Here is a 23970-nt window from a genome sequence, read left to right as displayed (position 1 = left end):
TCAGGACAGCTTCGCCAGGTCCGAGGTGGTCAGCCCGATCTCGGCGAGGCAGTCGGCGATCTCCCGCCGAGTGTGCTCGTCGACGCCGACCGCGGGCGGGCGAACCCGCGACGAGGTCAGCTGGCCGAGCTGGACCAGCGCTTCCTTCGTGGCGCCGGCCTCGCTGGTGAGTCCGGTCGGTTCCTGGTTCTCGAAGACCGTGTCCAGGATCGGCATGCAGCTGCGCACGAAGACCTGCCGGGCGTGCTCGGCCTGTCCGTTGATCGCCGAGTCCACCACCTCGGCCCAGATCCCCGGCTTGATCGCGGCCACGCCGATCAGTGCTCCGTGGGCGCCGTGCAGCAGCATCCCGAGCAGCGCGGGCGCATCGGTCGCGGCGAGCACGGAAACCTTGTCGTGCAAGGCGTTCCAGAGCGCGGCATGCCGGGTCGCGGTGAACGACGCCGACTTGATCGCGACGACATGCTCCAGTGCGGCCAGCTCCTCCAGTACTTCGAGCGAGTAGGCGCAGCCGGTGAAGTCCGGGTACTGGTGGACGATCATCGGCAGGCCGACACGATCGTTGAGCGGCTGGAAGAAGTGCAGCACCGAGGCCGGGTTCTTCGCCAGCCGCCGGTACGGGCGGACGTCGATCGGGGGAAGGACGAGCAGGCCGTCCGCGCCGGCGTCCTTGGCCCGCTGGCCCTCACGGACAAGGTCCTCGACGGTGCGCGCTTCGACGCCGGCGAACAACTTCTTGCCCTCCGGCCGCAGCTCCAGCGCGTGCCGGACGATCTGTTCGCGTTCGTCCGACGTCAGGGCGAGCACCTCGCCGATGTGACCGTTGACCACGACGCCGCTGACGCCGGGCGCCGCGAACGTCTCGGTCAGGTGCTTCTCCAGACCGGCGTAGTCGACCCGCAGGTCCTCGTCGAACGGAGTGACGGTGGCCGGATAGAGACCTCGTAGCTGTATCGCCTTCACTGTGGCTCCTCTGGAGTGTTCGGTTCGGATGGATCGGGGACCTGCCACCGCACGACCGTGAGACCGGGATCGCCACCGACGCGGTCGAACACGGCGGTCAGCGGCATGCCGATCCACAGGTCGTCCGGTGCGCCGGCGATGCCGCCGGTCAGCCGGATCCCTGGTACGGCGGTGAGCTCGACGATCCCCACGGCGTACGGGACCTCGGCGAAGCCGGGGACGGAGGGGTGACCGACGACGGTCCAGGTGTGGAGGGTCCCTCGTGCCTCGTGCGTCGACCACAGGGTCTCGTCGCTGTAGCAGCGGCGGCACAGCGCCCGCGGAGGCCAGCGGACCGTGCCGCACGCGGCGCACTCCGGAAGGACGAGTTCACCTCGCGTCGCGCCGGCCCAGAACGGGGCGTAGTCGGGATCGTCCACGTCGGGGATCGGGAAGTCAGCCACGGCGGCCTCCGAGTACGGCGATCGAGCCGTCACCGAGGTTGCCCCAGCCGGTCACGGCGATGTGCCGTGCTCCGTCGACCTGGCGGGGTCCGCACTCACCACGGAGTTGCCGGACGGCTTCGACGACGTGGTTCAGTCCGGCCATGTGTCCTTCGGACAACAGGCCGCCGTGCGTGTTGACGGGCAGCCGGCCGCCGAGCCGGATCCCGTCCTCGAGGATCAGCTTGGCCACCGTCGACGGCGTCGCAAAGCCGGCCGCCTCCAACTGGTGCACGACCTCGAAGGTGAAGCAGTCGTAGACCATCGCGGCATCCATGTCCGCCGGGCCGAGACCGCTCTGCGCCCAGACCCGTCGCGCGGCCTTCGTCAGCCCCACCTCGAGCAGATCGGGCCGGCCGGCGAGGTCGTCGGGGGTGTCGGAATGACCTTCGCTGACGGCGAGAATCTCGGCACCGCGCTCGGTCGGCGCGGCGGTGACCAGGACAGCGCACGCACCGTCACTCTCCAGGCAGCAGTCGAAGAGCCCGTACGGGTCGGCGATCATCCGGCCGGCGGCGTAGTCCGCCGCGGTCAGTTCCCGCCCGTACATCTGGGCGGACGGATTGAGGTTCGCGTGATAGCGCGCGGCCAGCGCGACCTCCGCCAGTACCTCCCGCTCCAGACCATGCTCGTGCATGTACCGCCGGCACAGCATGCTGTAGCGCTGGGCGGCCATGTTCAGTCCTGCTGTGATTTCCAGCTGAGCCCGGATCCTGGCGCCGGGAACGTACGACGGCCGCTGCGTCTTGCGGGCACCGGACCGGCCTTTGATTGCCCGCAGCAACAGAACGGTGGTGGCCGCACCGCCGCGGACCGCGAGTGCGGCCAGGCCCAGCCCGGACACCGCACTGGCACCACCCAGAGCCACCTCGGCCCGGAACCGCACGTCGGGCAGGCCGAAGGTCGAGATGATGCCCTCGGCATCGACATGGCCGGGGTAGGAGATGATGCCGTCGATCGATCGTGGATCGAGGCCCGCGTCGTTGGTCGCGGCCAGCACCGCCTTGGCCGCCAGCGCGTCGACGCTGTCCTCGAGTCGTTTCGCGTACGCCGTACTGCCGACGCCGGTGACGTAGGCGCCGGTCATGAGGCGAGGATCCGGGCGTCGACCACGAACGCACCGTGTTCATTGACGACGACCGGGTTCAGGTCGGCCTCGTGCACCGCACCCTCCCGGGTTACCGCCCAGGTCGACAGGGACTCCAGCAGGTCGAGCAGGGCTTCGCGATCTGCCGGAGGTGCACCGCGGTAGCCGGCGAGCAGAGTATCGAGGGTCTGATGGCGCGAGAGCATCGCGTCCAGTTGGGTCCGGGTGGTCGGGAGGACCGTGCTGACGGTGCCGATGGCGTCGGCGTACAGCTCGGCCGCGGTGCCGCCCAGACCTGCGACCAGCAACAGACCGAAGGCCGGGTCGCGCTTGAGTCCGACCAGCACCTCGACGCCGCGCACCATCCGCTGCACCACAGCCCTCGGCCGCTCGAACCCGTGCGTGGCGGCGAGCTCGGCAAATCCCTTCACCGCGGCCCGTACGGCGGCCTCGTCGCGGAGGTCGAGGATGACACCTCCGGCATCGGACTTGTGATTCAGCGACGGCGAGTCGATCTTCACGACAGCCGGGTAGCCGATCTGCTCCGCGAGCCCCACTGCTTCCTCGGGGTCGAGAGTGTCGGTGACGCCACTACCTCCGCCGATGCCGTTGCGCTGCAACTCGGCCATCGCATCGGCGGCCGTCTGCCATTGCGGCTCGGTCGTGGCGGTCTGCGGTGGGACACCAGCTGTCAGCTTCGCCAGCAATTCGTCTGCTGCAGCCTGCGGGAAGGAGCGGAAGCGCGCGCTGACATCGGCAGCGAAGGCCGCGCGGGCAGGATCGCCGAAGGGCGGCAGGCCGGCCGCGTCGAGTTTCGCCCGCACGCCGTCGCTCATCCCGACCCAGCCGACGTAGACCTCCTGCGGCACCTTCGGGCGGGCGTCCACCAGGGACTGCGCCACCGCCTCGCCAAGTTGCCCACCAGCCCCCGTCGCGATGAAGAACGCGTCCACGGTCTCGTCGGCCGCGAGCTCGGTCAGGATGCGGCCGAGCCGGCTCGGGTCACCGAACGCACCGGTGATGTCGACGGGGTTGTGCACACCTTCCTGACCACAGATCGCCTCCACGGCCGAGGCGATCTCCGGCCGCAGCTCGGGCAGGGTCCAGCCGAGCTCGCTGAGCCGGTCCGCGGTGTAGGTGCCCGCTCCGCCCGAGGTCGTCAGTACGACGGCCCTGCGGTTGTGCGGCAGCGCTGATCGTTCGATCGCCTGCTGCGACAGGGCAACGGTCGCGTCGAAGAACTCCTGGTACGTGCTGACGTCGATGATGCCGCTCTCGGCCGCGACAGCGTCGTACACGGCCTTGGTCCCGGCGATCCGGCCGGTGTGCGACTGGACCGCGCGCATGCCGCTCTCGGACAGGCCGACCTTGAGCATGACGATCGCCTTGCCGGCCCGCCGGGCACGCAGGGCCGCCTGCCGGAACCGCGCGCCGTCGCTGACACCCTCCACGAACAGCAGCACCACCTGGGTGTCGTCGTCCTCGATCAGCTCGTCGAGCAACTCCTCGGTCGACGCCGCGACCTCGTTGCCGGTGCTGATCAGCCAGCTGTACCCGAGGGTGCGGTGCTGGAACTCGGCCAACAGGTACGCGATCACCGCGCCGCTCTGCCCGAGCGCCGCCACGTTGCCGGGCCGGATCCCGCCGCCGTGCGCACCACTGGAGAACGTCGCGCTGAGCGACGCATGCCCGTGCAGGACACCCATCGAGTTCGGGCCGATGATGCGCATCCCGGTCGCGGCGGCCACCTCGGCGATCGCGGCGTCGAACGCCCGCCGGGCCGACTCCTCGCCCTGATGGTTGCTGATGACAACACTGATCGGTACGCCGAGACCGCCGGCCTCCCGCAGGATCGGTACGACGGTCTTGATCGGCGTGGTCACGATCACCAGGTCCGGCACCTCGGGCAGGTCCGTCAAGGAGGCGTACGCGAGGTGGCCGAAGATCTCGGTGCCCGCCAGCCGTGGGTTGACCGGGTAGAGCGTCGCCTTCGGACCGGCCGTGACCAGGTTCGACATCATCCGGCTGCCGTAGTAGCTGCCACCCTCGCCGTGCGAGGCGCCGACCACCGCGACGCTGCGGGGGATGCGCATCGCCGGGCCTGCGGCTGATGCGGGGGCTGAAGAGTGTGCTGACAAGTCCCTGCTCCCATCACCGGATCGCCGGGGCGCCCGCGGAGAAACGCGGCCGTCAGCACCTGGCGACGTGGTCGAGATATCGTTGTCTCGGGCAGAACGTAGCAACGCACCAGACCGCCGTCAACAGCCTGTCCGCCACCAGTTTGACCGGCACTGCTGATCCCTGATCGATGGAAACCCGCAGGTCAGATGCCTGTTGAGCGCTCTCTCGGCGCCTACTCGAGCATCTGAGACAACGAATCCAGCTTCCGATTCCCGAGCGGAGAACGACCTGATGACCGACGGACTCATCGCTGTCCTGTCCGAGCCCGGCGACGTGACCGAGGCCGAGTTCCACGCCTGGTACGACCAGGACCACGGACCGGCCCGGCTGAGCCTGCCCGGCTTCTCGAACGGCCTGCGCTACCGCGCCACGGACGACCTGGAGCCCACCTGGCTGGCGACCTGCGAGGTCGAACTCACGGCTCTGGCCGGAACGGCGTACCGGACGGCCCGGTCCGCCGAGAGGGCGTTCACCGGCCGGCTGCGCACCTTCGAACGGCGGGTGTACCGCGTCGACGGGCGGTACGGGCGGCGTACGGCGGAAGCGGCACCGATCGTGGTCTGCCTGAGCCTGACCAGCAGTGATCCGGCCGGGCTGGACGCGTGGTACCGCGAGGAGCACATCCCGCTCCTGCTGGCGATCGACGGATGGCGGCACACCACCCTCGGCCGGTTGGTCGAAGGTTCCGGGCCGGAACTCCTGGTGGTGCACGAGATCGACGACGCCCGGGTCTTCGGCACAGCCGCGTACCGGCACGCCATCAGCACCCCCTGGCGGGACGCGGTGATGGGGGCGGTCAGCAGCCGGGAACGACGGGTCTTCGCGCACCACAGCACCATCGTTCCGGCTGGCTGAGACCGTCTGAGATTTCGTTCTCTGGATCAGCACTCTCTGACCCGTGAGAGCGTGAATCACGCTCAAAACAACCGAGATAACGTTGCCTCAGGGTCTTGTGGCGGCTGTCACGTCGGGGCTAATGTGCGGCAGACACACGGCCGCAACAGGCCGTTCACACCATTCCACTGTCCACACCCATCCCCTGGGGAGCGTGTACGGAATGCCAGAGACCACCAGAGCCCCCGCCGAATCCCCCGGCGACCGGCGCTATCCGCTGTACCAGCGCCTGGCTGCCGGGACCGTCCTCCTGTTCGGTGTGGTCGTCGCCCTGACTTCCCTCGGCTACGGCCTGACCCGGGGCAAGGAGCCGGGTCCGGGCCTGTTCCCGTTCGTCATCGGCACCTTGCTGGCACTCCTCGCGCTCGTGTGGCTCTGGCGCCCCGGCGTACCGGAGCACGAGGAGGCCGTTCCCGGCCTGGCCGAGCAGGTCGAGGACAGCGGCGCCGATCTGGCGCCGGCCGACGAGGAGCTGAGCTGGACCCGGGACGGCGTCCGGCGCTTCGGCCTGACGATCGGACTGACCGCCGCGACCGTCGGGCTCTTCGTCTCCGTCGGGTACGTGATCGCGATGGCCTTCTACGCGGCGACGCTGCTGATCCTGGTGGCCAGGCAGCGCATGCTGTGGAGCATCCTCGGCGCGATCGTGGGCGCCGTGGCGAGCCGCTACCTGTTCGACTACCTGGGCATCGTGCTGCCGAGCCTGCCTGTCGACCTGCCCTGGAAGGTCCTCTGAACACCCATGGACACTCTCAACGCGCTGTGGTCCGGCTTCGGCACGGTCATGGACCCACAGATCCTGCTCTATGCCTTCGCCGGCTGCCTGATCGGCATGCTGACCGGAGTCATCCCCGGCTTCGGTCCAGCGGCGGCGTGTTCGCTGCTGCTGCCGCTCACCTTCGCCCTCGATCCGACCGGCGGCATCATCATGCTGCTCGGCATCTACTACGGCTCGATGTACGGCGGCACGATCACCTCGGTCCTGCTGAACGTCCCGGGTGAGGTCGCCTCGGTGGTGACCTGCATCGACGGCTTCCAGATGGCCCGGCAGGGCCGCGCCGGCAAGGCGTTGGCGATCGCCGCGATCGGATCCTTCATCGGCGGCGCGCTCGCACTGATCGGCATGCTGGGTGCGACCTCGCTGGCCGAGGCCGCGATCACCCTCGGCCCGGTCGAACTGTTCGGGCTCACCGTGCTGGCTCTGACCATCGTGATCGGGCTGGCCGGCAGATCGATGCCCAAGGCATTGATCTCCGCACTGCTCGGACTGTTCGTCGGCACGGTCGGGCTCGATCCCGTCTTCGGCGACCAGCGGTTCACGCTGGGCACCGTCTCCCTGCAGGGCGGAATCAGCTTCATCTCCGTGGTGATGGGCCTGTTCGGCGTCGCCGAGATCCTGGAGAGCACGCTGCGCCGCAACTCCGTCTCCGCCGTACGCCGGGTCGGCTCGCTGCATCTGAACCGTCAGGACCTCAAGGACTCGGCCGGATCGATCGGGCGCGGCAGCGTGATCGGGTTCTTCTTCGGGCTGATCCCGGGTTCGCCGGCCGCGGCCGCCACCTTCGCGTCGTACATCACCGAGAAGAAGTTCTCCAAGCGGCCGGAGCAGTTCGGCCGCGGCGCGATCCAGGGTGTGGCCGGGCCGGAGACGGCGAACAACAGCCTGGGCATCTCCTCGATGATCCCGCTGCTGTCGTTCGGCATTCCGGCCTCGCCGACGATGGCGATCATCCTCGGCGCGTTCCTGATCCAGGGCCTGCAACCCGGCCCGCTGCTCTTCCGGGACCACCCGGACGTCGCGTGGACGGTCATCGCCGGCCTGTTCGTGGCGAACCTGATGCTGCTGATCCTCAGCCTGCCGATGGTCCGGCTCTGGGTCGGCGTACTGCGGGTGCCCTACCAGGTGCTCTACCCGATCACGCTCGCGTTCATGATGGTCGGCGCCTACACCGTGAACAACTCGGTGACCGACATCGCGATCATGTGGCTGGCCGGGATGATCGCGTTCATCCTGCGCCGGCTCGACGTACCGCTCGCACCGGCGGCCCTCACCATCGTTCTCGGGCCGATGCTCGAGGCCAACTTCCGGACGGCGATGTCGCTCACCGCGGGCGACTCGCTCGGTCTGTTCCGCAGCCCGCTGACCACCGGCTGCCTGATCCTCACCGCGGCGGTGTTCGCCGCCCGCGGCTATCTCGGATACCGCCGCTACCGCGCCCGTTCCAGCGCCGACGCCGCGGATCCTCGTTTGCTCGACTCAGTTGGGAGCCCCAAATGATCGCACGGAAACTCCTGGTCGCGGCCCTGGCCGCCGCCGCCCTGGCCACTGGCTGCGCCCAGGCCGAGGTCTCCGGGAACGACGCCAAGGCCTCGTTCCCGGAGAAGAACAAGCCGGTCACGTTCATCGTTCCGTACAGCGCGGGTGGACCGGCCGACAGCCAGGCCCGGGTCGCCGCGACGATGCTGGAGAAGGAGATGGGCACCCGGGTCCTGGTCCTCAACCGGCCCGGCGGCAACACCGTCGTCGGCCTGTCCGAACTCGCGAAGGCCAAGCCGGACGGCTACACCTTCGGGATGCTGAGCATGCCGAACTCGCTGGCCTGGATCTGGCCGGGCCAGAAGGCGCCGTACGGCAAGGATGCCTTCGCCTGGTTCGGATCGCTGGCCGACGCCAGTGACGTGGTCGTGGTGAACTCCGACTCGCCGTACAAGACCTTCGCCGATCTGGTGCAGGACGCGAAGAAGCGGCCAGGTCAGATCATCGCGTCGATCGAGGGCGCGCAGAGCACCGACAACCTGGCCGTCACGAACCTGGAGCAGGCCGCGGGCATCGACCTGAAGACTGCGATCTACGCGACCGGTGGCGCGGAGAAGGTCACCGCCCTGCTGGGCAAGCAGACCCAGGTCGCGACCTTCGCGACCGCGACCGCGGCGACCCAGGTGGACGCCGGCAAGTTCCGGGTGCTGGCCAGCCTGAGCCCGCAGCCGGTGCCGCAGTTCCCCGACGTACCGACCGCGACCTCGCTGGGATACCAGGTCGTCTCGGAGACCTACTACACCGTGGTCGTTCCGGCGAAGACGCCGGAGCCCGTGCGGCAGAAGCTCGAGGCCGCGATGAAGAAGGTCGGCGAGAGCCCGGAGTACCAGGAGAAGATCAAGGCCCTGCGGCTGACCCCGAACGTCCGGAGCGCTGCCGACACGACAGCACTCGTCGGCGACGTCGAGAAGCGGACGCAGGACTCCCTGCACCGCTTAGGCTCTTGAGAACACCACTGGCCGTGCGCGGCGCGAGACGAGACGAGGTGACATGAGCCCCAGCGGTTCGGGGGGCGCGCGGAAGCCGCCCACACTGGTGGACGTGGCCAGGCTGGCCGGAGTGTCGGTCAGCACGGCCGGGCGAGCTTTGCGCGAGCCGGACAACAAGGTCGATCCCGATCTCGCCGCCCGCGTGATGGTCGCGGCCGGCGAGCTCGGCTACATGCCCAACGTCGCGGCGCGCAGTCTGCGCAGCGGCGGCGGGGCGATGGTGGGGCTGGTCGTCGGCGAGATGGTCGACCCGTACTACGGCGAGATCGCGGAGATCGTCACCGAGACGGCCGAACGGGACCACTCGATGGTCGCGATCGTCTCGAACATGCAGCGCGACGCCCTGCTCGAACTCAAGCACATCGAGCGGCTTTGCGGTCATCGCGTCTCCGGCCTGATCCTGGCCGGCGGCGGTTTCGACCAGTGGTCGTACTTCGACCGTTTCATCCACCTGATGGCGATCGCGGCCCGCTCCGGGGTCGCGGTCACGTCACTCGCACCGCGCGGCACCGACATCCCGACGTTCTGCGTGGACAACGAACTCGTCGGTGAGCTGTGCGCGACCCGGCTGCTGGAAGCCGGGCACCGGCGGATCGGCATCCTGCTCGGCCCACCGCACAGCGAAGTGACGCAGCAACGCCTGCGCGGCCTGACCAAGACCCTGGCCGACGCGGGCGCCGGGTTCGTCGTCGATCATGTGCCGTACACCCCGGAGGCGGGTGAGAAGGCAGTCCAGCAGATGATCGGCAGAGTGCCCGAACTGACCGCGTTCATCGCGGGCACCGACACCATGGGCGTCGGCGTACTCAGCGGACTCGTCCGCGCCGGCCGCACCGTCCCCACGGACGCCTCGGTCATCAGCATCGGCAACACCCGCCTGGCAACCTGGGCCTCACCAAACCTGACCACCGTCGACCTGGCCATCGCCGACTACGCCCGCGGAGCCCTCAACCACATAGCGGCCCACGTCAACGGCGCCGAACCTCCACCACCGCCCACCACGCTCCCAACAGTCATCGAAGGCGGGACCGTCGCCCCACCTCCCGACTGAACGGCGGCCCGGCGCTCAGTGGAAGAAGTGGCGGGTGCCGGTGAAGTACATGGTGATGCCGGCCTTCTCGGCGGCTTCGATGGCTGCTTCGTCGCGGATGGAGCCGCCGGGCTGGACGACTGCTTTGACGCCACCCTCGATCAGGACCTCTAGTCCGTCGGGGAAGGGGAAGAAGGCGTCGGAGGCAGCCACGGAGCCGGCGGCGCGGTCACCCGCGCGGGAGACGGCGAGGCGGCAGGAGTCGACGCGGTTGACCTGGCCCATGCCGACGCCGACCGAGGCGCCGTCGGAGGCGAGCAGGATCGCGTTGGACTTGACCGCGCGGCACGCCTTCCACGCGAATGCGAGGTCGGCCAGCACCTCAGGCGAGGCCGCGGAACCGGCCGCCAGCGTCCACGCGGACGGGTCGTCACCAGGAGCCTGGAAGCGATCGACGTGCTGCATCAGCAACCCACCGCTGACCCCGCGCATCTCCACCGCATCGCCGTCGGTCGGTGCGGCCGCCACCAGCAGCCGGATGTTCTTCTTGCCCTGAAGGATCTCGACAGCGCCGTCCTCATAGGCCGGCGCGACCAGCACCTCGGTGAAGATCTCCGCGACCTGCTTGGCCAGGTCCACCGAGACGGGCCGGTTGGTCGCGATCACACCGCCGTACGCCGAGACCGGGTCGCACTCGTGGGCCCGGCGGTGTGCCTCGGCGATGTCCTTGCCGACCGCGATGCCGCACGGGTTCGCGTGCTTGATGATCGCGACGGCCGGCTCACTGAAGTCATACGCGGTACGCCGGGCCGCGTCGGCGTCGACGTAGTTGTTGTACGACATCTCCTTGCCGTGCAACTGCTCCGCGGACGCGAGACCGCCACGACCGTTGGTGTACAGCGCCGCGGGCTGATGCGGGTTCTCGCCGTACCGCAGTACCGCCGCCTTCTCCCAGGTCGCACCGGCCCACGCCGGGAACCCGCTGCCGTCGGAGGTGTCGGTGAGCACACTGCCCATCCAGGACGCGACGGCCACGTCGTACGACGCCGTGTGCACAAAGGCGTCCACCGCCAGCCGCTGCCGCTCCTCCAGGCTGAATCCACCGGCAGCCAACGCCGCAACGATCTCCGGGTAGCGGGACGGCGAGACGACGACGGCGACGTTGGCGTGGTTCTTGGCCGCACCGCGGACCATCGACGGGCCGCCGATGTCGATCTGCTCGATGCACTCGTCGGTCGACGCACCGGACGCAACGGTCTCGGTGAACGGGTACAGGTTGCTCACCAGCAGGTCGAACGGCTCGACCCGCATCTCCGCCAACTGCTCGACATGCTCGTTCTTGCGTACGTCGGCGAGCAGCCCCGCGTGCACCTTCGGGTGCAGCGTCTTGACCCGCCCGTCCAGGCACTCCGGGAACCCGGTCAGCTCCTCGACCTTGGTCACCGGTACGCCTGCCGCCGCGATCCGGGCCGCGGTGGACCCGGTCGACACCAGCTGGACACCGGCCGCGGACAGTGCTGTCGCGAGCTCCTCCAGACCGGTCTTGTCGTAGACGCTGATCAGCGCCCGGCGGATCGGCCTGCGGTCGGTGCTCACTTCAGTCGAACCTTTCGTCCGGTGATGGTCCAGCCCTCGCGAACCAGCCGGCCGACCCACTCCACCAACTGGCGGCGCTCGACCTCCTTGATCCGCTCGGTCAGGGTTTCTTCGGTGTCGTCGTCCTCGACCGGTACGACGACCTGCGCGATGATCGGCCCGGTGTCGACGCCGCCGTCCACGAAGAACAGCGTCGCGCCGGCCACCTTCACGCCGTACTCGAGCGCGTCCCGCGGCCCGTGGATGCCGGGGAACGCGGGCAGCAGCGCGTTGTGGGTGTTGATGTACCGGTCGCCGAACGCGGCCAGGAAGTCGTCGCCGACCAGCTTCAGGAAGCCGGCCGACACGACCAGGTCGGGCTTGAGCTCGGACACCGACGCGGTCAGCGCACGGTCCCACTCGACCCGCTCGGCGTAGTCCTTGACCTTGTGTACGAACGTCGGCACACCGGCGGTCGCGGCCCGGTCCAGCCCGGCGATCCCGTCCCGGTCGGCGCCGACGCCGACGACGCGAGCGCCGTACGCCGGGTCGGCGCAGGCGTCCAGCAGGGCCTGCAGATTCGATCCCGATCCCGACACCAGCACGACGAGGCGTGCGGGTTCAGGAGAGGGCGCAACCGGGTCTGTCACGCCGCAAACCTTATCCCGCGGTGTCCGCCTCAACGTCAGCCGGTCGGCGGGAGGCGATCACCGCGGCGGTGATCGACGCCCCGATCGCCATCCCGGCAGCCAGTACGCCGGCCGCCGGCAACGCGGCCGGGATCCCCACGGCCGACATCCGCCCGGGACCGGCCGAGCCGCCCGACAACGCCATCAGCAGGTACAGCATCACGCCCGCGATCAGAGCCGCGATACCACCGCGGAGCGCGAACGCATCCCACCCGAGCGCATCCGCCTCCTCATCGACCAGACCGCGCCGCACCACGACCAGCCCGGCCACCACACCAGCGACCAGCGGGACCAGAGCGGTCAAGGCGAGCAGGTACGTCGGTGTCGCGCCGTCTTCAGGTACTGCGGCCAGCAGCGGCAGCGCCGGCAGGTTGCCGACATCCACTCCGGTCGGGGCGATCGTCGTCCCCACGCCCAGCTGGAATCCGGGTCCGGCCAGGAACGAGACGACGTACAGGATCATGTTCGGCACCAGCATCAGGCAGATGGCGAACAGCACGACCGACCCGATCACACCGGCGTCCAGCAGCTCGAGCATCCCGGTGATGCGGGAGAAGTGGATCGCGAGCAGTACGCCGTACAGGATCGATGCGATCGCGATCACGGTCAGGACGGCGGCCGCCGCGGCCGGCACGGTGTCGCGGAGACCGATCGGTGTCGCGTCGGCGATGTCCGCCGCCGCACCGGACTCGACCAGTATGCCGAGGGTCCCGGCGACGAACGCGATCGTCGCGGCACCGAGGAACGCCGCCAGCGGGTGCACCTTCAGCGACCCGTCCGCTGTGAGCAGCGCCACGATCAGCCCGCCCAGGCCGTAGACGACGGCGAACACTCCGGACAGCAGGACCAGGTCCCCGGTCCGGTCGGCCGCGCTGTTCCTGGCCGCGGACTTGCCCCCGCGGTACAGGCACCAGGCGAAGAACAACGTCAGACCGAGCGGTGCGACCGTGACGGAACCACTGCCGAGCGTCACACCGGCCTTGTGCGCGACCAGCCAGGCGGATGCGCCGGCGCGCAGAGCCCCGGAGGCGCCGCCGAAGGTCGCGGCCAACCAGCCGACCACGGCCACCGCCGCACACGTGAGCAGACCGGTCAGCAGGCAGGCTCCGGCCGAGAGCACCGCCGCCAGGACCACCGGCTTGGTCGGGGCGACGACGTCGGACGGGGCGGGCCCGGGCGTCTGGTGTGGTCCGCCGTCACGGGCGCCCGGGCGGCTCAGCATGTCGGTCATCTGACTCCCATCGTCACCCTGCCGCGAGATGCCACTCGTTCTGACACGCCGGATATGGAAGACTTCGGCGCGCTTGCTCACGCTCGGTTCACCCCCGCTGGCCGGCGGGTAGCTGACTGTGGGCGACCGGGATCCACCGGGTACTGTCGGGTGGAATCAGTCAGGAGGTCGAGCTTTGGCCGGTTCCCACCGCGCACCGCGCGGCGGCGGTCGTGCCGCTGCCCGGGAGGCGCGCCGGCAGAAGGCGCGTAAGCGGAACCAGACGATCGCGGCCGGTATCGCGGTCGTTCTTCTGGTCGGAGGCGGCGGTGTCGCCGCCCTGAACGCGTTCGGCGGCGACAACTCACCCGGCGCGAACGTCGGCAACGGCTCCTCCGACGACAAGTCCGCCGACTCGAAGGTGCTGACCGACGACAAGGCCCTGCTCGACGGCGCCACCGCGAAGCCGCTCGGCGCGACCGGGGCCTGGACGATCACCACGACCGCCGACGGCAGCACCGCACCGGACCGGGCGTTCGCCTGCCAGTCCCAGCGGTTCGCCGACCCGGCCGGACTGCGCACCTGGGTCCGCACGTTCCAGAACGCGGCCACCAAGCAGACCGCGGTCCAGTACGTCGAGGTCTCGAACGACGCGGCCGCGGCCGGCAAGGCGTACAGCGCGATCGTCGGCTGGCTCGGCCAGTGCAACTCCGAGAAGCAGACCCGGCTGTCCGCCAGTTACCTGACCACCGGCGTCGGTGAGCGCGGCTGGATCGCCGTGTTCGGGCAGCCTTCGGGCACCAAGACGAAGTACAAGACCATCGCCGTCACGTTGGCCGGTCAGGCGACCATGGTGCTGGAGCACGACACGATCGCCGGGACGCCGCCCCCGCCGAACGCCGTACTGGCCACGGCGGCCGCGGCCGCGAATCGGATCTGCGTGCAGTCCGGCGGCTGCAGCAAGGCGGCACCGGTGGCGAAGCCGAGTCTGCTGCCGAGCACCGAGGCCCCGGGGTTCATGGCGCCGGTCGACCTGCCGGTGCTGGCCGAGATCGACAAGCCGTGGGTGAGCACCCCGGCGAAGACCGGCCCCGGCACCCAGTGCGAGAACTTCGATCCGAAGAAGGCAAAGGCGACCAAGTACGGCTCCCAGACGTACCTCACGCCGGATGCGAAGGTGCCGACCGAGTTCGGCCTGGACGACACGGTGGCCAAGTTCGCGACCGCGAAGGCGGCGAGCGCCTTCGTCGCCCAGATCCGCAAGAACGTCGACGGCTGCGGGAAGACCGTGTCGAACGCGAAGGTGGACTCGACCGGCGAGATCGCGACCAGCGTGATGAAGGGCGAGACCTGGGAAGCGTCGTTCGACACCGGTCAAGGGAAGAAGTTCACCTACCGGATCGGCGTCGCGGCCTCCGGAGATCGCGTGGTCTACCTGCTGTTCCCGGTCCTGAAGGGTCTCGACGTCACCGACAGCGGCTTCCGGGACACGCTGATCCGCGCGACCGAGCGCTCCGCCGCCTACAAGTAAGCCCCTGCGAACAGCAACGGGACCCGCGCCCGGAGCCGCAGGTCCCGCTTGCAAGTGCTGATGCCTACTTGGTCAGGCCCTGCATGATCTCGCGCATCAGGTTGGCGGTCTCGGTCGGCGTCTTGCCGACCTTCACGCCGACAGCCTCGAGGGCCTCCTGCTTCGCGGCCGCCGTACCCGACGAGCCGGACACGATCGCGCCGGCGTGGCCCATCGTCTTGCCCTCCGGCGCGGTGAAGCCCGCGACGTAGCCGACCACCGGCTTGGTCACGTTCGCCTTGATGAACGCGGCCGCCCGCTCCTCGGCGTCACCACCGATCTCACCGATCATCACGATCGCGTCGGTGTCGGGGTCCTCCTGGAACGCCTGCAGCGCGTCGATGTGCGTGGTCCCGATGATCGGGTCCCCGCCGATACCGATCGCGGTCGAGAACCCGAAGTCCCGCAGTTCGTACATCATCTGGTACGTCAGCGTGCCCGACTTCGACACCAGACCGATCCGGCCCGCACCCGCGATGTCGGCCGGGATGATGCCGGCGTTCGCCTCGCCCGGCGTGATGATGCCGGGGCAGTTCGGGCCGATGATCCGGGTGGTGCCGGACGCCTGCGCGGCCGCGAAGAACGCGGCGGTGTCGTGCACCGGCACGCCCTCGGTGATCACCACGACCAGCGGTACGGCGGCCTCGACGGCCTCCAGCACCGCGTCCTTGGTGAACTTCGGCGGCACGAAGATGACCGACACGTCCGCGCCGGTCTCCTTGACGGCGTCCGCGACGGTCCCGAAGACCGCGACCGACTTGCCGTCGAAGTCCTGGCTCTGGCCCGCCTTACGGGGGTTCACGCCGCCGACGATGTTGGTGCCCGAGGCAAGCATCCGGGTGGTGTGCTTGGTGCCTTCCGAGCCGGTCATGCCCTGGACGATGACCTTGCTGTCCTTGGTCAGGAAGATAGACATGTTCAGCGATCCCTTACTTCGCAGCCAGCTCGGCGGCCCGCTTGGCGGCGCCGTCCATCGTGTCGACCCGCTCCAGACCGGCCAGGCCGGCCTCGTCGAGAATCCGGCGGCCCTCCTCGGCGTTGTTGCCGTCCAGCCGGACGACCAGCGGCTTGGCGACGTGCTCGCCGCGGCTCGCCAGCAGCTCGAACGCCTGGACGATTCCGTTCGCGACCGCGTCACAGGCGGTGATGCCGCCGAAGACGTTGACGAACACGCTCTCCACCTGCGGGTCGGAGATGATGATCTCCAGCCCGTTCGCCATCACCTCGGCAGAGGCTCCTCCTCCGATGTCGAGGAAGTTGGCCGGTTTCTGGCCACCGAACTCCTCACCGGCGTACGCGACCACGTCGAGCGTGGACATGACCAGGCCGGCGCCGTTGCCGATGATGCCGACCGAACCGTCCAGCTTCACGTAGTTCAGGCCCTTGGCCTTGGCCGCCGCCTCCAGCGGGTCCGCCGCCGAGACGTCCTCGAACTCGGCGTGGTCCGGGTGCCGGAAGTCCGCGTTCTCGTCCAGGGTGACCTTGCCGTCGAGCGCCTCGACGTTGCCGTCGGCGAGCTTGACCAGCGGGTTCACCTCGACCAGAGAGGCGTCCTCGGCGATGAACACGTCGTACAGCTTGACGATCTCCGGGACGACCGCGTCCAGCACGTCGGCCGGGTACTTGGCCGCCTCGGCGATCTCGCGGGCCTTCGCCTCGTCCACGCCGGTGGCCGGGTCGATCGAGATCTGCGCCACCGCGTCGGGATTGGTGTGCGCGACCTCCTCGATCTCCATGCCGCCGGCGGCCGACGCGATGCAGAGGTAGTTGCGGTTGGCCCGGTCGACCAGGAAGGAGAAGTAGTACTCCTCGGCGATCGCCGCGGCCGGCACGATGTTCAGGATCTTGACGACGTGGCCCTTGATGTCCAGCCCGAGGATCTCGCGGGCCTTCTCCTCCGCCTCGTCCGGCGAGGAGGCGAGCTTCACGCCACCGGCCTTCCCGCGGCCGCCGGTCTTCACCTGGGCCTTCACGACCACTCGGCCACCGATCTTCTCGGCCGCCGCGCGGGCTTCCTCGGGAGTCGTGACGACCGCACCCACGGTCGTCCGCACCCCGTGCTTGGCGAAGACCGTCTTCGCCTGGTATTCCATCAAGTCCACGACTGTGGTCCCTCTCTCGCACCTGTTCGAGTAGGCCGCGGCAGGCGGGCTGAACCCAATGGAGGGGCACGGTCGCCGGCGCGTTCCGTCGGCCTGAGACTAGCCACCGTGCCGGGCACGGCAACAGCCGGGGTACACGCTGAGACGACCGTCACAGGATTCTTCCCAGGCCGTGTCAGGCTTGGACGCATGACCGATCCAGTGTTCGACTCTGGGACCAGACCAGCTGACGACTGGTGGCGTAGCGCCGTCGTCTACCAGGTGTACCCGCGATCCTTCGCGGACGCCAATGGTGACGGCACGGGTGACGTCAACGGCATCCGCGCCCGGCTGCCGTACCTCGCCGACCTCGGCATCGACGCGATCTGGATCAGCCCGTGGTACCCGTCCCCGCTCCTCGACGGCGGGTACGACGTGTCCGACTACCGCGACATCAACCCCGACTTCGGCACGCTGGCGGACGCGGACGCGCTGATCGCCGAGGCGCACGCGCTCGGCCTGCGGATCCTGATCGACCTGGTGCCGAACCACTGCTCCTGGGAACACCCGTGGTTCAAGGCCGCGCTGGCGGCGGGCAAGGGCTCTCCGGAGCGGGACCTGTTCTGGTTCCGCGACGGCAAGGACGGCGGCCTGCCGCCCACCAACTGGCCGGCCGCGTTCGGCGGCGGCGCCTGGCAGCGGATCGACGACGGGCAGTGGTACCTGCACCTGTTCGACATCTCCCAGCCGGACTGGAACTGGGACAACCCGACGGTGATCGAGGAGTTCGACGCGATCCTGCGGTTCTGGTTCGACCGTGGCATCGACGGCTTCCGGATCGACGTGGCCGACTCGATGGCCAAGGACCCCACGTTGCCCGACGTACCGCTGCACAACGGGGAACCGACCCGGGAGAAGTACGTCGGCAACCCGTTCTACGACCAGCCCGGCGTACACACGATCCACCAGCGCTGGCGGGCGATCGCCGACGAGTACGCCGATACGCCGCAAGGGCCGCGGGTGTTCGTGGCCGAGGCGTGGCTCTCGCCGGCCGAGCGGCTGGCGCAGTACGTGCGGCCGCACGAACTGCACTCTGCGTTCAACTTCGACGTACTGCAGTGTGCGTGGGACGCGAAGGACTTGCGGGAGGTCATCGACCACACCACGGAGAACCTGTGGGCCGTCGGCGCACCGGCGACCTGGGTGCTGAGCAACCACGACACGATCCGGCATCGCACGCGGTACGGCCGGGATCAGCGGGACGCGCTGGAGGGTGCGGGGGTCGTACCGACCGATCTGGAACTCGGCCGCCGTCGGGCGCGTGCCGCGGCACTGCTCGAGCTCGCGCTGCCGGGTGGTGCGTACGTCTACCAGGGTGACGAGCTCGCGCTGCCAGAGGTCGAGGATCTGCCCGAGGACGTTCTCGACGACCCGACGTGGGAACGCTCCGGCCACACCGTCCGCGGCCGCGACGGCTGCCGCGTCCCGATCCCGTGGAGCGGCTCGGAGCCGCCCTTCGGCTTCGGCCCCGGCACCGGCCGGCCGTGGCTTCCCCAACCAGCCGACTGGTCGGCTCTGACCGCCGAGGCCCAGGCCGACGACCCCGGCAGCCACCTCAACCTGTACAAGGCCGCTCTCCGCATTCGCCGCTCACACCCAGCCCTCGGCGAAGGCCGCCTCACCTGGGACGACGAGACCCCCGCCGGTGTCCTGTCCTTCACCCGCGACGGCTTCCGCTGCCTGGTCAACCTCAGCGACGCTCCCATCCCGCTCCCGCCCCACTCCAACCTCCTCCTCGCCAGCGAGCCCCTGACCGGCAACCACCTCCCGGTCGACGCCACCGCCTGGCTGGAGAACTGAGCCCGGACGAAGCAAAGGCCGGAGCCGCACCCGCGGCCCCGGCCTTCGTGCACGCAAAGCTCACGGGGTGGAGAAGTAGATCTTCGCCCAGATCTGGTTCTGCGATCCGTTGCATTGCAGGTTGTACGCGGCCCCTCGCGAATTGCTGTCCAAACAGCGCTGACCGAGGTACGTGAACTCCGCGCCGGTGATATGCGCCTTCCACAGTTGATGCTGGTCCGTGGTGCTGCAGGGCTTCCCCGAGACCAGGCCGGTCGCGGAGCCGCTGCCGAGGACGTACTGCAGGCAGCGGCCGGTGGCGACGTTCCAGATCCGCTGGAGCGCCGTCTTGTGGAACCGCCACTGCTGATAGGTGCTCCGGCTGTTGCAGGCCCTGGTGTAGACCGTCCCGGCGCTGTTGCTCTCCAGACACAACTGCGTCGCGTTGTTGCGGATCAGCGCCCGGTAGTAGTCCGCCTGCGCAGTGGCCGAACTGTTCGCACCCTGGACGCCGCTCGGAGCGGACATGGCCGGAGTCGCGCCGGCCAGGCCCGCGACCACCAGCGACAGGGCAGTGAGGACCAGTACGGAGACACGTCGTGAAGTGCGCACGCAATTCCCCCCTCGAACTCGGCCTGCCCTCTGGGCAGGCGAACGGATTTCGATCGGATATGCATATCCATCCACAAGGTGTCGACACCGTTGACGCTATTGACCGAACCGGGAACAGGCAAGGTTTGACGATTGCAGGTTGATGCAGAAGGCAACGGTTTCCCGATCGTAGGGCGCGTCCGCTGCCCCTGGCCTACTCGTTGCCGCTGACAACAGAAGGCCGGAGCCGCGGGTGCGGCTCCGGCCTCCTGTCCGGCTGTGTTACTTGACGCCGCCCGCGGTCAGGCCGGCGACGATCCGGCGCTGGAAGATCAGGACGGCGATCACGAGCGGGATCGTGACGACCACACCGGCGGCCATCTGGCTGCCGAACGGTTGGTCACGTCCCGACGTACCGGTGAACTGCGAGATCACCACGTTGGCGGTCTGGTACTCCTTCTTGTTCACCATGCTCAGCGCGATCAGGAACTCGTTCCAGGCCGCGATGAAGGTGATGATCGCGGTGGTGAACACACCCGGTGCGGCCAGCGGGAGGATCACCTTGCGGAACGCCTGGGCCGGCGTACAGCCGTCCACCATCGCGGCCTGTTCGAGCTCTCGTGGCATTTGCCGGAAGAACGCGGTCAGGAGCCACACCGCCAGTGGCAGTGCGAACGACAGGCTGGGCACGATCATCGCCTGGTAGGTGTTGATCCAGTCGATGTTGACGAACAGCTTCTTCAGCGGGATCACCAGCGAGATCCCCGGGAACATCGAGGTGACGATGATGATCGCCAGCACGAAGTTCTTGCCCCGGAACTCCAGCCGGGCCAGCGTGTACGCCGCCACCATGCCGATGATCAGCGTCAGGATCGTCACCGTGCCGGCCACGATCAGGCTGTTCAGCAGACCGCGCTGGAACCCGGTGCCGGGCTTGAACACGTCGGTGAAGTTGGTGAACGAAATGGGCGACGGAATGATCGAGTTGTCGAACTGGTCGGTCGGCCGCCGCAGCGACGACACCACCATCCAGAAGAACGGCAACAGGCAGTAGAGCACGATCAGCGCGACACCGATCAGCGGCAGCCAGCGCCGGTACCACGGCGCCTCGGCAGCCTTGATGTCGATCCTTGCGGGAGCCTTCTCAGCAACAACAGCCATCATTCACCTCCCAATCCGCCACCGGCGGTCAGTCCGGCCACTGGGGCGCCTCGGTCCGCCTGCTTGCCCCGGCCTCGCCCGTTCCCGCCGTTCTTCTTCTTCGACTTGCGCTGGATCGCGTCACCGAACACGTCGGCACCCAGCAGCTTCACGAACACGTACGCGACCACAGCGACGTAGATGAACAGCAGGGTCGCGTACGCCGCCGCCGGCCCGTACCGGGTCTGGTTGGCTTCGAGGTACGCCAGGATCGACAGTGTCTCGACCGACTCCTTGTTCGGGCCGACCAGGACGAACGGCAGGTCGAAGATGCGCAGGGTGTCGAGGATGCGGAACAGCACTGCCACCAGCAGCGCCGGCTTCACCAACGGCATCGTGATGTGGACGAACGCCGACCACGCCTTGGCCCCGTCGACCTTGGCGGCCTCGTAGACCTCGTCCGGGATCGTCTGCAGGCCCGCGAGAACCAGCAACCCGATGAACGGCGCGGTCTTCCAGGTATCGGCGACGATGACCGACAGCACCGACTGCCAGCCCTCGGTGGACCACAGGATCTGAGTGCCGAGCATCTCGTTGGCGATACCGTCGGCTTGGAAGATCCACTTCCACAGCAGCGCCGACACGACGGTCGGGATCGCCCACGGGACCAGGATGCTGGCCCGCACGATGGCGCGGCCCCTGAACGCCTTGTGCATCACCAGGGCCATCGCGACACCCAGAATGGTCTCGATGACCACACAGGCGACGGTGAAGAACGTGGTGTTGTAGAAAGCGTTCCAGAATCGGTCGCCGGTTTCGCCGGAGAAGATCGCCGTGTAGTTGTCGAGACCCACGAACTCGGAGCCCTGGACGATGAAGCCCGACTCGTCGATCCGTTGACCGCTCGTGTACAGCGACTCGCGCAACGCGGCGAGGATCGGCAGCCCGACGACAAGGATCAGCACGATCATGGTCGGCGACAGCAGCAACGCCGCCAGCCTGCCGGTGCCCTCGTTGAACGAGCTCCGCCGCTTGGGCTTCTTGGTGGTCTCCGTTGTCGGTCGCTTGGCGACCGGGGCGGATGTACTCACCTCTGCCTCCTTCTCTCTGCTCGCTTCGAGCGGGCAGCGACAGGTCGGGGCCGGCACGAAGCTGTGAAGCTGCGCACCGGCCCCGCCGCTTCGGTCATTGAGTGATGAGCACGCTCAACTTGTTCTGCAGACCCGACAACGCGTCCTTCGGCGTCATCGTGCCGGTCAAAGCGCCGTACGCCGCTTCCTGGATCGCGGTGGTGACGTCGCCGTACTTGACCACCTTGGGCCGCGACTTCGCGCCCTCGATGGAGGCCTTCAGCGGGGCCAGGTAGGGGAACTGCTTGTTCAGCGTCGGGTCGTCGTACAGCGACGCCCAGGTCGGTGCCTGCGAGGTCTTCTCGATGTTCGCCTTCTGCCGCTCCTCGCTGGACATGAACTTGATGAAGTCCGCCGCGGTCGCCTTGTTCTTGGCGAACTCCGAGATCGCGTAGTTGTGACCACCCAGGGTGGACACGCCCGCACCGGTCATACCCGGCAGCGGCGCGACCGCGAACTTGCCGGCGATCTTCGACGAGCCGTCGGTCTTGCCCGCCAGCGCGTACACGTACGGCCAGTTGCGGTGGAAGAGCAGGTTGCCCTCCTGGAACGCCCGCCGGCCCGGCTCCTCCTGGTAGGTGATGGCGGCCTTCGGGATGAAGCCCGACTTGAAGCCCTCGGTCAGCGCGGTCAGACCCGCAAGCGCCTCCGGGGTGTCGACGTTCGGCTTGCCGTCATCACCGACGACGACACCACCGGCACCGTTGACGGCCTCGGAGAAGTTCACCGTGAGGCCCTCGTACTTCTCGAACTGCCCGGCGTAACAGCCGATCGTCTTGGCCTCCGGCAGTGCCTTCACCTTGGCACAGGCGGCGACCATCTCTTCCCAGGTCTTCGGCGGCTGCACACCGGCCTTGTCCAGCAGATCCTTGCGGTAGTACAGCAGACCACCGTCGGACGTCACCGGTACGGCGTACAGCTTGTCGCGGTACTTCGCGGTGTCGACCGTCGAAGGCAGCAGCTTGCCCAGGTCGGGGAACTGGTCCGGCTGCAGTTCGGTGACCCAGCGGTTGGCCGCGAACTCCGCGGTCCAGACCACGTCCAGGTTCAGCACGCTGAACGCGTCGGACTTGTTCTGGGCGTTCGAGATCATCTGCGCGCGCTGCTGGTCCGCGGACTCGGGCAACTCCGACACCGTGACCTTCTCGTCCGGGTGCTGCGAGTTCCACGCCGCGACCTGGTTCGTCAGGTTCCCGGAGGTGTCCTTGCCGGTGGCAAACGTGATCGGACCGCGGCCTTCGAGCGCTGCGCCCCCGGACGAGCCGCTGCCCCCGCTGCTCTCGTCGTCACCGCCACCACACGCGGACGCGAGCAGCACCAGGCTGCTGGCGACGGCCACGAACGCGGCCCTGCGTGTATGTGATCGTTCAAACCTCATCGTCTACCTGCCCTCTCCCGATGGGATATCGCTTGGTCCTGCGTAGAACGGGTCACCGTCCCCCACCGCACCGTGTCCCCGCCTGTCCGGACAGTAACCGACATCGAGGGCTATGTGTTCTGTGCCACACAGCCCGCCGCTGAACAGCCCTGAAACGGACAGCCGCATGGCTGTATGCGACCGCGATTCGACAGCCCGCACAACCGGGTGTTTCTTAACGATTCGGTATTACCGGTTAGTAACCTGGCTGAACGCGCCGTGACTGTTCAGAACGACTCCGGGCAGTCGTCATCACGCTCCGGAGCGGATCGCCCGGGTCAGGCCGTCGAGGCGGAGGCGTCGCCGACGTTCGCGCGGACCCACTCGACGATCTCGGTGGTGGTCGCGCCGGGGGTGAAGATCTTGTGCACGCCCAGCTCGGCCAGCGGCTGCAGGTCGGCGTCCGGGATGATGCCGCCGCCGAACACCACGATGTCGTCGGCGTCCCGCTCGGTGAGCAGTTCGCGGACGCGCTTGAACAGCGTCATGTGCGCCCCGGACAGCACCGACAGGCCGATCGCGTCGGCGTCCTCCGCGATCGCGGTCTCGACGATCTGCTCCGGGGTCTGGTGCAGGCCGGTGTAGATGACCTCCATGCCGGCGTCCCGCAGCGCCCGCGCGACCACCTTCGCGCCACGGTCGTGGCCGTCAAGGCCAGGCTTGGCGACAACGACCCGGAGAGGACTCGTAGGAGGCATGTTCGCAGGCTATCCGGTCCCTTCATCCCGGATAAGACACGAACGCGTGTGTTCCCCGACACGCCAGGTGGGAACTGGTTACCGTGG

21 protein-coding genes are annotated in these 23970 nt (G+C 68.5%); 7 read left to right on the top strand and 14 right to left on the bottom strand.

The window, feature by feature from the left end; translation table 11 throughout:
- From ACGFH6_RS35140 to ACGFH6_RS35125, 4 genes are read right to left on the bottom strand one after another with little or no spacing between them, the layout of a single operon-like run.
- Complete coding sequence (locus ACGFH6_RS35140; RefSeq protein WP_393392840.1) at positions 1-963, bottom strand: dihydrodipicolinate synthase family protein; 963 nt, start codon at positions 961-963, stop codon at positions 1-3.
- The gene (locus tag ACGFH6_RS35135) at positions 960-1406 is read right to left on the bottom strand and encodes a Zn-ribbon domain-containing OB-fold protein (RefSeq protein WP_393392837.1); all 447 of its coding nucleotides are present in this window, start codon (positions 1404-1406) and stop codon (positions 960-962) included. The genes ACGFH6_RS35140 and ACGFH6_RS35135 overlap by 4 nt, the downstream gene beginning before the upstream one ends.
- Complete coding sequence (locus tag ACGFH6_RS35130) at positions 1399-2532, bottom strand: hypothetical protein (RefSeq protein ID WP_393392834.1); 1134 nt, start codon at positions 2530-2532, stop codon at positions 1399-1401. The genes ACGFH6_RS35135 and ACGFH6_RS35130 overlap by 8 nt, the downstream gene beginning before the upstream one ends.
- A complete protein-coding gene (locus ACGFH6_RS35125; RefSeq protein WP_393392831.1) occupies positions 2529-4625 on the bottom strand; it encodes an acetate--CoA ligase family protein in 2097 nt (698 codons plus the stop codon). Before ACGFH6_RS35125 ends, ACGFH6_RS35130 begins: the two co-directional genes overlap by 4 nt.
- A 319-nt stretch (positions 4626-4944) precedes the next feature.
- On the opposite strand from ACGFH6_RS35125, the gene ACGFH6_RS35120 reads away from it, so the two are divergent.
- The 5 genes from ACGFH6_RS35120 to ACGFH6_RS35100 all read left to right on the top strand — a co-directional run bounded on the left by ACGFH6_RS35120 (position 4945) and on the right by ACGFH6_RS35100 (position 9964).
- On the top strand, positions 4945-5568 hold the full coding sequence (locus tag ACGFH6_RS35120) for a hypothetical protein (RefSeq protein WP_393392828.1): 624 nt from the start codon (positions 4945-4947) through the stop codon (positions 5566-5568).
- A 202-nt stretch (positions 5569-5770) separates the two neighbouring features.
- Positions 5771-6343, top strand: coding sequence for a tripartite tricarboxylate transporter TctB family protein (locus tag ACGFH6_RS35115; protein WP_393392825.1), 573 nt, complete (start codon positions 5771-5773; stop codon positions 6341-6343).
- A 6-nt stretch (positions 6344-6349) separates the two neighbouring features.
- Positions 6350-7885, top strand: a complete 1536-nt coding sequence (locus tag ACGFH6_RS35110; RefSeq protein ID WP_393392821.1) for a tripartite tricarboxylate transporter permease — start codon at positions 6350-6352, stop codon at positions 7883-7885.
- Positions 7882-8871, top strand: coding sequence for a tripartite tricarboxylate transporter substrate binding protein (locus ACGFH6_RS35105; RefSeq protein WP_393392818.1), 990 nt, complete (start codon positions 7882-7884; stop codon positions 8869-8871). Before ACGFH6_RS35110 ends, ACGFH6_RS35105 begins: the two co-directional genes overlap by 4 nt.
- Positions 8872-8965: 94 nt before the next feature.
- On the top strand, positions 8966-9964 hold the full coding sequence (locus tag ACGFH6_RS35100) for a LacI family DNA-binding transcriptional regulator (RefSeq protein WP_393392815.1): 999 nt from the start codon (positions 8966-8968) through the stop codon (positions 9962-9964).
- A 15-nt stretch (positions 9965-9979) separates the two neighbouring features.
- Here the strand turns inward: ACGFH6_RS35100 and purH are convergent, their stop codons facing one another.
- Genes purH through ACGFH6_RS35085 form a run of 3 tightly spaced genes read right to left on the bottom strand, consistent with a single transcriptional unit; the run spans position 9980 to position 13438 of the window.
- Entirely contained in the window at positions 9980-11539 is a 1560-nt protein-coding gene (gene purH / locus ACGFH6_RS35095; RefSeq protein WP_393392812.1) for a bifunctional phosphoribosylaminoimidazolecarboxamide formyltransferase/IMP cyclohydrolase, read from the bottom strand.
- Positions 11536-12168 (bottom strand): phosphoribosylglycinamide formyltransferase, encoded by a 633-nt coding sequence (gene purN, locus ACGFH6_RS35090; RefSeq protein WP_393392809.1) that lies wholly within the window; start codon positions 12166-12168, stop codon positions 11536-11538. The genes purH and purN overlap by 4 nt, the downstream gene beginning before the upstream one ends.
- 10 nt (positions 12169-12178) lie before the next feature.
- Entirely contained in the window at positions 12179-13438 is a 1260-nt protein-coding gene (locus ACGFH6_RS35085; protein WP_393392806.1) for a DUF6350 family protein, read from the bottom strand.
- A 175-nt stretch (positions 13439-13613) separates the two neighbouring features.
- Between ACGFH6_RS35085 and ACGFH6_RS35080 the strand changes: the two genes are divergently transcribed.
- Positions 13614-14948: a hypothetical protein gene (locus tag ACGFH6_RS35080; RefSeq protein WP_393392803.1), complete on the top strand. Its 1335-nt coding sequence runs from the start codon at positions 13614-13616 to the stop codon at positions 14946-14948.
- Between the two features lie 64 nt (positions 14949-15012).
- Here ACGFH6_RS35080 and sucD read toward each other — a convergent pair whose 3' ends face one another.
- Both sucD and sucC read right to left on the bottom strand, forming a co-directional pair.
- On the bottom strand, positions 15013-15903 hold the full coding sequence (sucD, locus tag ACGFH6_RS35075) for a succinate--CoA ligase subunit alpha (protein ID WP_393392800.1): 891 nt from the start codon (positions 15901-15903) through the stop codon (positions 15013-15015).
- 13 nt (positions 15904-15916) lie between these two features.
- Positions 15917-17089, bottom strand: coding sequence for an ADP-forming succinate--CoA ligase subunit beta (gene sucC / locus ACGFH6_RS35070; RefSeq protein ID WP_393392798.1), 1173 nt, complete (start codon positions 17087-17089; stop codon positions 15917-15919).
- A gap of 189 nt (positions 17090-17278) precedes the next feature.
- On the opposite strand from sucC, the gene ACGFH6_RS35065 reads away from it, so the two are divergent.
- Positions 17279-18928 (top strand): alpha-amylase family glycosyl hydrolase, encoded by a 1650-nt coding sequence (locus ACGFH6_RS35065; RefSeq protein ID WP_393392795.1) that lies wholly within the window; start codon positions 17279-17281, stop codon positions 18926-18928.
- A 60-nt stretch (positions 18929-18988) separates the two neighbouring features.
- On the opposite strand, the gene ACGFH6_RS35060 is transcribed toward ACGFH6_RS35065, so the two are convergent.
- From ACGFH6_RS35060 to ACGFH6_RS35040, 5 genes are all read right to left on the bottom strand, one after another.
- Positions 18989-19519 carry a ricin-type beta-trefoil lectin domain protein gene (locus ACGFH6_RS35060; protein ID WP_393392792.1) on the bottom strand — a complete coding sequence of 177 codons (531 nt, stop codon included), beginning with the start codon at positions 19517-19519 and terminating at the stop codon, positions 18989-18991.
- A gap of 261 nt (positions 19520-19780) precedes the next feature.
- Complete coding sequence (locus ACGFH6_RS35055; RefSeq protein WP_393392790.1) at positions 19781-20659, bottom strand: carbohydrate ABC transporter permease; 879 nt, start codon at positions 20657-20659, stop codon at positions 19781-19783.
- Positions 20659-21729 carry a carbohydrate ABC transporter permease gene (locus tag ACGFH6_RS35050; RefSeq protein ID WP_393392787.1) on the bottom strand — a complete coding sequence of 357 codons (1071 nt, stop codon included), beginning with the start codon at positions 21727-21729 and terminating at the stop codon, positions 20659-20661. Before ACGFH6_RS35050 ends, ACGFH6_RS35055 begins: the two co-directional genes overlap by 1 nt.
- Positions 21730-21823: 94 nt before the next feature.
- Positions 21824-23107 (bottom strand): ABC transporter substrate-binding protein, encoded by a 1284-nt coding sequence (locus ACGFH6_RS35045; RefSeq protein WP_393392784.1) that lies wholly within the window; start codon positions 23105-23107, stop codon positions 21824-21826.
- Positions 23108-23463: 356 nt separating this feature from the next.
- Positions 23464-23883 (bottom strand): cobalamin B12-binding domain-containing protein, encoded by a 420-nt coding sequence (locus tag ACGFH6_RS35040; protein ID WP_393392781.1) that lies wholly within the window; start codon positions 23881-23883, stop codon positions 23464-23466.
- Between the last annotated feature and the right edge of the window lie 87 nt (positions 23884-23970).

This window comes from Kribbella sp. NPDC049227 (assembly GCF_043197265.1).
Lineage (GTDB): Bacteria > Actinomycetota > Actinomycetes > Propionibacteriales > Kribbellaceae > Kribbella.
Note: the sequence above shows the minus strand (reverse complement) of the source record. Positions and strands in the feature narration are given on the sequence as shown.

Excerpts from the sequence above, each read along its gene's own strand:
- ACGFH6_RS35130 (WP_393392834.1), bottom strand. The coding sequence starts at position 2,532 with ATGACCGGCGCCTACGTCACCGGCGTCGGCAGTACGGCGTACGCGAAA.
- ACGFH6_RS35125 (WP_393392831.1), bottom strand. The coding sequence starts at position 4,625 with ATGCGCATCCCCCGCAGCGTCGCGGTGGTCGGCGCCTCGCACGGCGAG.
- ACGFH6_RS35120 (WP_393392828.1), top strand. The coding sequence starts at position 4,945 with ATGACCGACGGACTCATCGCTGTCCTGTCCGAGCCCGGCGACGTGACC.
- ACGFH6_RS35115 (WP_393392825.1), top strand. The coding sequence starts at position 5,771 with ATGCCAGAGACCACCAGAGCCCCCGCCGAATCCCCCGGCGACCGGCGC.
- ACGFH6_RS35110 (WP_393392821.1), top strand. The coding sequence starts at position 6,350 with ATGGACACTCTCAACGCGCTGTGGTCCGGCTTCGGCACGGTCATGGAC.
- ACGFH6_RS35105 (WP_393392818.1), top strand. The coding sequence starts at position 7,882 with ATGATCGCACGGAAACTCCTGGTCGCGGCCCTGGCCGCCGCCGCCCTG.
- ACGFH6_RS35085 (WP_393392806.1), bottom strand. The coding sequence starts at position 13,438 with ATGACCGACATGCTGAGCCGCCCGGGCGCCCGTGACGGCGGACCACAC.
- sucD (WP_393392800.1), bottom strand. The coding sequence starts at position 15,903 with ATGTCTATCTTCCTGACCAAGGACAGCAAGGTCATCGTCCAGGGCATG.
- ACGFH6_RS35065 (WP_393392795.1), top strand. The coding sequence starts at position 17,279 with ATGACCGATCCAGTGTTCGACTCTGGGACCAGACCAGCTGACGACTGG.
- ACGFH6_RS35055 (WP_393392790.1), bottom strand. The coding sequence starts at position 20,659 with ATGGCTGTTGTTGCTGAGAAGGCTCCCGCAAGGATCGACATCAAGGCT.
- ACGFH6_RS35040 (WP_393392781.1), bottom strand. The coding sequence starts at position 23,883 with ATGCCTCCTACGAGTCCTCTCCGGGTCGTTGTCGCCAAGCCTGGCCTT.